Source organism: Streptacidiphilus jeojiensis (assembly GCF_042510965.1).
In the GTDB taxonomy this organism is placed as follows: Bacteria; Actinomycetota; Actinomycetes; order Streptomycetales; family Streptomycetaceae; genus Streptacidiphilus; species Streptacidiphilus jeojiensis.
The window spans coordinates 353,283-360,526 of sequence record NZ_JBEUKS010000003.1 but is presented as its reverse complement, the minus strand read 5'-3'; the positions used below and the strand labels follow the sequence as shown (position 1 = coordinate 360,526).

The following is a 7,244-nucleotide window of genomic DNA, read 5'->3' as shown; positions in this document are numbered from 1 at the left end:
CGGGGCGCGGGGACCTTCCGGTCCTCGCGCCCCGCGCCCGTTCGGTCAGCCCGGTTCGACGCAGCTCAGCCACACCGTGGTGTTGGCCGGCACCACGGCAGTCGCCGTGGGCACGCTGGCCAGCAGCAGTTCCGCTCCCTCGGGCAGCGGCACCGGGGCGTCGGAGAGGTTGACCAGGCAGCGGAAGGACCCGCCGCGGGCGAAGTACAGCGTCCGCCGGTCCGGTTCGGCCAGCCAGCGGAACCGGTCGCCGTGCAGTTCCGGGCGGTGCCGGCGCAGGCGCAGCGCCTCGCGGTAGAGCTCCAGCGTGGAGCCGGCCGTGCCGCTCTGCGCGGACACGGTGCGCCTGGCCCAGTCAGCCGGCTGCGGAAGCCAGGGCGGCGCCGAGGCGCCCTGCGGGCTGAAGCCGAACGGAGGCGCCTGCCCGCTCCAGGGGAGCGGCACCCGGCAGCCGTCGCGGCCGATGTCCGCGCCCTGGGTGCGGAAGAAGTACGGGTCCTGCCGGGACTCGTCGGGCAGGTCCTGGACCTCCGGCAGTCCGAGCTCCTCGCCCTGGTAGATGTAGGTGGAGCCGGGAAGGGCCAGGCTGAGCAGGAACGCGGCCCGGGCGCGGCGGGTGCCCAGGGCCAGGTCGACCGGCGCGCCGTGCTGGGCCGGGCTGCGGCCCATCGAGGTGTCCGCGCGCCCGTAGCGGGTGACGTGCCGGGTCACGTCGTGGTTGGACAGCACCCAGGTGGCCGCCGCGCCGACCGGGGCGTGGCCCTGCAGGGTGGAGTCGATGACCTCCCGCAGCCGCTCCGCGTCCCACGGGCAGTTCAGGTAGTCGAAGTTGAAGGCGGTGTGCATCTCGTCGGGGCGCAGGTAGGCGGCCAGCCGGTCGGGCCGGTCCAGCCAGACCTCGCCGATCAGCGCCCGCGGTTCGGCGTAGCTGTCGGCGACGGCGCGCCAGCCACGGTAGATGCCGTGCACCTCGTCGCGGTCCACGTACGGATGCGGCACCGGCGGGTGCTCCGGGTCGAAGTCGGCCAGGTCCGGGTCCTTGGCCGGCATGGTGGCCGAGTCGATCCTGACCCCGTCCACGCCGCGGTCGAACCAGAACCGCAGGATGGACTCGTGCTCCTCGGCGACCTTGGGGTTGTTCCAGTTCAGGTCGGGCTGCTCGGAGGCGAACAGGTGCAGGTACCACTCCCCCGGGCTGCCGTCCGGGTCCGGCACCCGGGTCCAGGCCCGGCCGCCGAAGACCGAGTCCCAGTTGTTGGGCGGCAGTTCGCCGTTCTCGCCGCGTCCGGGGCGGAACCAGAACAGCTCGCGCACCTCGGAGCCCGGCTCGGCGGCCAGTGCCTCCTGGAACCAGGCGTGCTGGTCGGAGAGGTGGTTGGGGACCACGTCCACGACCACCCGCAGGCCGAGCCGGTGCGCCTCGGCGATCAGCGCCTCGGCCTGTTCCAGGTCCCCGAAGACCGGGTCGATGCGCCGGTAGTCGGCCACGTCGTAGCCGGCGTCGGCCATCGGCGACAGGTACCAGGGATTGAACCAGAGCGCGTCGACGCCCAGTTCGGCGAGGTAGGGCAGCTTCGCACGGACCCCGGCCAGGTCGCCGATCCCGTCTCCGTCGGCGTCGGCGAAGGAGCGTACATAGACCTGGTAGATGACGGCGTCACGCCACCACTCGGCGGTCTGTACACGAATAGCCATGGCGGGGAATCTCCTTGCCCGTTGAGTGAAGAAGAGGCGTCCGGGGTGCGTGAGGTCAGGGAACGCGCATCCCGGACGCCGGTCCTGCGGCCTGCGCGGCTATCCGAAGATCTCGAACTCGGACAGCTGCGCCGCCGTCCAGCCGGTGTTGCCGGTGACCGAGAGCTGCAGGTACCGGTCGTTGGTGCCCGGCGGCAGGGTGACGGTCACCTTGTTCTGGGTGGCCGGGTCGAAGGTGTAGTCAGCGGAGGGGACCAGGGTGGTGAAGTCCGTCCCGTCAGTGGAGCCGAGGACGGACAGCGTCTGCACCCGGCTGCCCCAGTTGGAGGGCAGCGTGAGCACCACACTGCTCTCCGGCTGCACCGAGCCGAGGTCCGCGGTGAGGGTCTGCGGGAAGGGCTGACCGTCCTCGCTCTCCCAGTAGGAGCCGTCGTTGTCGTCGTTGGCGTTGGTCGCCGGGAAGTACTCCAGCGAGCTGCTCGCCGTCATGGTGGCGTCCAACGCCAGATTGCTGGGCGGTGCCACGCCGCCGGTGCCGCCGATCGGGTCGGTGTCGCCGACGAGCTGCACCGTGGCGGGGCGTCCCTCGCTGCTGGGGACGGTCAGCGTGCCCTGGGTGATGCCGGCCGCGCCCGCGGTGTAGGAGACGTCCACCATGCACCAGTTGGCGCTGTCGGTGGGCGAGGTCGGGTGCAGCGAGGTGGCGCAGGGGTAGGTCGGGTCGGGGGTGACCGTGAAGCCGGCGCTGGCCGTGATCGTGCCCAGGGTGGCGGAGGCGGTGCCGGTGTTCATGACGGCGATCCGCTGCACCGGGGTGGCGGTGCCGACGGTCGCGTTCTCGAAGGTGGCGGTGGAGGGGTAGGTCCACAGCGGGCTGGTCCCCGGCATGCCGCAGGTGGAGCTGGACCAGCCGAAGTCGCCGGGGCCGCGATTGATGGCGAAGCCCGCGCCGCAGCTGAAGATCCCGGACTTGCCGACACCGGTGGCCACCGTCCCGGACACCGAGACGGAGCCGGGGGCCTGGTCCTGGAACACGTAGCTGCCGACGCCGGCGACCAGGTTGTCGTTGATGCTGACGTTCCTGACGCTGTGTCCGGCGGTCGGCGGGGTGGTGACCGCCGAACCCGTGTATGCGTTCGAGTTCTGGAACATGAACGCCGAGTAGGGGCTGTCCAGGAGGGCGTTGCCGGTGATGTTCACCGCCGAGTCCATGTCGCCCTGCTGCGGGTCGAACCAGACGGCCCCGACGCCGTAGTCCCATCCGGGGTCCCACTGGCCGGTGCGCGCCAGGACGTTGCCGGTGATGTCCAGCGGGCCCGACATGCCCACCGAGTCGAAGCGCTGGCCGATACCGATGCCGCCGCCGCGGGTGACGGTGTCCTGCAGCAGGTTGTCGCTGATGACGTCACCGGCCCCGGAGCCGTAGACGCCGATGTTGTTGGCCAGTCCGGGCGAGTCCACGGTGTTGTGGGTGAGGGTGTCGTCGGTGTCCCCGTAGTTCTCGGACCACAGTGCCAGGCCGTCGTCCTGGGTGTTGCGCAGGAAGTTGTCGCGCAGCAGTGCTCCGGTGACCGGGCCGTCGGCGGCGTTGAGGTTGATGCCGTCGGCGGTGGTGTCCTGGATCCGCAGGTTGCGCATCGTCAGCTTGCTGCTGGGGCCGACGATCCAGGCTCCCACCTTCTCGTTCTGGATCCACACGTCGGAGATGGTGGAGTCGCTGAACCCGCCGTTGAAGCCGGTGTCCTCGCTGTTGCTGTCGTCCCGCACGTCGACGTTGCCGAACATCGCCAGCCCGGAGATGTCCACATGGCTGCTGGGCGGGTTCTGCTGCCCGTTGAACTCGACGTTCCTGCCGGTGAGCACGGTGTACCACTCGCCTGCGCCGGCGATGGCGATGGCGTTCACGTTCAGCGGGCTGCTGACGGTGTAGGTGCCAGGTGGCAGGTAGAGGCCCTGTCCGGCGGCCGAGGCGGTGTCGATGGCATGCTGCAGGGCCCCGGTCACGTCGGTGGCGCCGGTGTTGTCCACGTTGTACGGGGCCTGGGTGACGTCCGCGTACCCGTCCGGCTTGGCCGTCGGAGCGGCGACCTGCTCGAAGTCGGCGGTGTTGATGGCGTACCAGGGCGCGTTGTCGCCGGGGTCCACCTGCAGTCTGACCACGGTGCCGGCCGGCAGGGTGGTGGCGAACCGGTATCTGACGTCGTTGTAGAAGTCGTGCGGCACCTGGCCGTCCGGCATTCCGGTGCCCGGGGTGTTGCGGAACGGATAGGTGCCGTAGAGCCAGCTGAACTGTGAGGTCAGCGACAGCGCGGTGGTGGCCCTGCCGTTGACGTAGAGGCTCAGCGGGGCAGTGATGCCGCCGCCGTGCAGCGAGTCCGGGATCGCGTAGTGGAAGTCCACCGCGTTCGCGGCCCTGGTCAGACGGAAGCTCACATACTGTCCCTGGCCCACGAGTTGGACGGCCTGGCGGCCGGTCGCCTCGGCGGCGAGGCTGCCGTACCGGTAGTCGGGGCCGAGCACGGTTCCGTTGGTGTGCGCGAACGGGCTGGTGGCCGCGTTGTACTCGGTGAACGGCACGGCCGCGCCCGGCGCGGCGGGCACCCCGGTCGCGGCGGCGGCGCCGGTCGACGGAAGGGTCAGGGCGAGGGCAGGGCCCGCGAGCAGCGCGGCCGTGATGGCGGCGCGCAGGCGGCGGCCGCTCCGGGGGGTGCCGCGCAGCGGTCTGCGGCTCGGGGCTACGGGGATGGACACGGGACGACTCCTTGGGAATCGGGTGGTACCCGGGCAGGGGAGGTGGAGCCTCCGGCGACGGTGGGGAGTGGACCGGCGACAGGCACGTCGGCCGGGACGCTTCGGCCGGAGGCTCCGGGCCGCGCCACCACCCCTCGAGGCGGCGCGACCGGTTGTACGGCTGCGGTACGGCGCAGGGATCCGCGGTGGGCAGGCCGCCGGGACCGCGGGTCAGGCCGTCCGCAGCCAGACCGTGGTGTCGGGCGGCAGCAGGCCGCCGTCGAGGGGGGCGCTGCTGAGCAGCACCGAGGTGTGGTCGGGCAGGAGTTGCGGGGTGGGGGCGAGGTTGACGGCGCAGGTGAAGTCCGGGCCCCGGCGGAAGGCGAGCACCTGCGGGTGCGAGCCGGTCCAGTCCATCGGTCCGTCGCCGAGGCCGGGCTCGGCCCGGCGCAGCCGCAACGCGGTGCGGTACAGCGTCAGCATCGAGTCGGGGTCCTGGTTCTGCGCGGCCACCGAGAAGTCGCTCCAGCCGGCGGGTTGCGGCAGCCAGGGCTCGGCTCCGCCGTCCGGGCCGAATCCGGCCGAGGGAGCGCTCCCGTCCCAGGGCAGGGGGACCCGGCAGCCGTCGCGGCCGGGGTCGGCGCCTGCGGTGCGGTGGTGCATCGGGTCCTCGATCCGGTCCGCCGGGATGTCCTCCACCTCCGGCAGACCCAGCTCCTCGCCCTGGTACAGGTACACGGACCCCGGCAGCGCCAGCGTCAGCATCGCCGCCGCCCGGGCCCGCCGGGTGCCTGTGGCCAGGTCCGTCGCGATCCCGTACCCCTTGGTCGCGAAGTCGAAGCCGGTGTCCGCCCGTCCGTAGCGCGTCACCGTCCGGGTGATGTCGTGGTTGGCCAGCACCCAGGTGGCCGGCGCCCCCACCGGCGCGTGCACCGCCAGTGTCGTGGTGATCTGCTCCCGCAACTGCTGTGCATCCCACGGACAGGCCAGGAAGCCGAAGTTGAAGGCGGTGTGCAGTTCGTCGGGGCGCAGGTAGCGCGCGAACCGCTCGGGATCCGGCAGCCACACCTCCCCGATCAGCGCCCGTGGCTGGGCGTACGAGTCGGCCACCCTGCGCCAGGACCGGTAGATGTCGTGCAGTTCGTCCCGGTCCACATAGGGATGCGGCACCGGCGACGCGGCCAGGTCCGGCAGCGACGGGTCCTTGGCCACCTCCGCCGCGGAGTCGATGCGTACTCCCGCCGCACCGCGGTCGAACCAGAACCGCAGTACGTCCTCGTGCTCCGCGCGCACCTGCGGATGGCCCCAGTTCAGATCCGGCTGCTGCGAGGCGAAGCGGTGCAGGTACCACTGCCCGTCGGCGACCCGCGTCCACGCCGGTCCGCCGAACTGCGAGGGCCAGTCGTTCGGCGGCAGTTCGCCGTCCGCGCCACGCCCCTCACGGAACCAGAACCTTGCCCGCTCGGGCGACCCCGGGTCCGCCGCCAGCGCCTGTGCGAACCACCGGTGGGTGTCCGAGACGTGGTTCGGCACGATGTCGACGATCGTCCTGATCCCCAGGTCGGACGCCTCGGCGATCAGTTTCTCGGCCTCGGCCAGCGTCCCGAACACCGGATCGATGTCCCGGTAGTCCGTCACGTCGTAGCCGCCGTCCGCCATCGGCGAGGGGTACCAGGGGTTGAACCACAGGGCGTCGACCCCGAGTTCCGCCAGATAGGGCAGCCGCGAGCGCACTCCGGCCAGATCGCCGACGCCGTCACCGTTGTCGTCCGCGAAGCTGCGGACGTAGACCTGGTAGATCGCGGCGCCGCGCCACCAGTCGGCGGGCCCGTGTGCCTGGTCCGGGTTGTGGTCGATGTGTTGCACGGCGGTGTCTCCTCAAGGCAGGGGGTGCCGGTCGGGGCAGGGTCGGGGAGACGCTCAGCCCTTCATGCTGCCGGCGGTGAGGCCGGCCATGATGTTCCGCTGGAAGATCAGGAAGAACACGATCGTCGGCACGCAGGCGATGGCCAGCGCGGCGATGAGCACGTTCTGCGGGATGCCCACGCTCAGCTGGTTGAGGCCGACGTTGACGCTCTGCACCGAGGTGTCGGTGAGCACCAGCAGCGGCCACAGGAAGTCCTTCCAGACACCGACCACCGCGAAGATGGACACCACGCCCAGGATCGGACGTGAGATCGGCAGCACGATGGACCACAGCGTGCGCAGCGGTCCGGCGCCGTCGACGGCCGCGGCGGCCAGCAGTTCGGTGGGGATGGAGTCGAAGAACCGCTTCAGCAGGAAGATGTTGAAGGCGCTGGCCACCGAGGGCAGCCAGATCGCCCACGGCGTGTTGAGCAGGCTCCAGTGCACGAACGGCAGGCTGTTGGCGGTCAGGTAGGTCGGCAGGGCGATGACCGTGGTGGGGATCATCAGGCTGGCCAGCATCGCGAACAGCACGGCGTTGCCGAACACCGGGCGCAGCTTGGAGAAGGCGTAGGCCGCGGCCACGTCGAACACCAGCTGGAAGGCGAGCGCGCCCAGTGCGTACATCACGGTGTTCAGGATGAGCCGGCCGAGGTCGGCGTCGTTCCAGGCGGCGACGTAGTTCGACAGGTGGACCTGGTGCGGGACCACGGTCGGCGGGGTCCGGATGATCTCCTGGGAGGACTTCAGGCCGCCGCTGGCCATCCAGTAGAGCGGGAACAGGAAGACCGCCGCGAACAGCACCATCAGCGTCCAGAAGACGGTCCAGTACACGGTGCGGCCGACCGGGCGGTCCAGCTGGACCTGCGAGACCAGGGTCCGGGTCCGGGGTTCGTGCGCTGCTGCCATGGCGG

General features: G+C 71.2%; 4 protein-coding genes. All 4 read right to left on the bottom strand.

The features are described 5' to 3' along the window. Window positions 1–45: 45 nt before the first annotated feature. The 4 genes from ABUW04_RS10650 to ABUW04_RS10635 all read right to left on the bottom strand — a co-directional run bounded on the left by ABUW04_RS10650 (window position 46) and on the right by ABUW04_RS10635 (window position 7,239). Window positions 46–1,695, bottom strand: a complete 1,650-nt coding sequence (locus ABUW04_RS10650; protein WP_380564273.1) for a glycoside hydrolase family 13 protein — start codon at window positions 1,693–1,695, stop codon at window positions 46–48. Window positions 1,696–1,794: 99 nt separating this feature from the next. After that, on the bottom strand, window positions 1,795–4,446 hold the full coding sequence (locus tag ABUW04_RS10645; protein ID WP_380564272.1) for a discoidin domain-containing protein: 2,652 nt from the start codon (window positions 4,444–4,446) through the stop codon (window positions 1,795–1,797). A gap of 210 nt (window positions 4,447–4,656) precedes the next feature. Continuing rightward, window positions 4,657–6,291, bottom strand: coding sequence for a glycoside hydrolase family 13 protein (locus ABUW04_RS10640; protein WP_380564271.1), 1,635 nt, complete (start codon window positions 6,289–6,291; stop codon window positions 4,657–4,659). Between the two features lie 54 nt (window positions 6,292–6,345). Then, on the bottom strand, window positions 6,346–7,239 hold the full coding sequence (locus tag ABUW04_RS10635; RefSeq protein WP_030261694.1) for a carbohydrate ABC transporter permease: 894 nt from the start codon (window positions 7,237–7,239) through the stop codon (window positions 6,346–6,348). Between the last annotated feature and the right edge of the window lie 5 nt (window positions 7,240–7,244).

What these genes read in the sequence shown, in the direction of transcription:
- ABUW04_RS10650 (WP_380564273.1), bottom strand. Translation starts at nt 1,695, where the DNA reads ATGGCTATTCGTGTACAGACCGCCGAGTGGTGGCGTGACGCCGTCATC.
- ABUW04_RS10635 (WP_030261694.1), bottom strand. Translation starts at nt 7,239, where the DNA reads ATGGCAGCAGCGCACGAACCCCGGACCCGGACCCTGGTCTCGCAGGTC.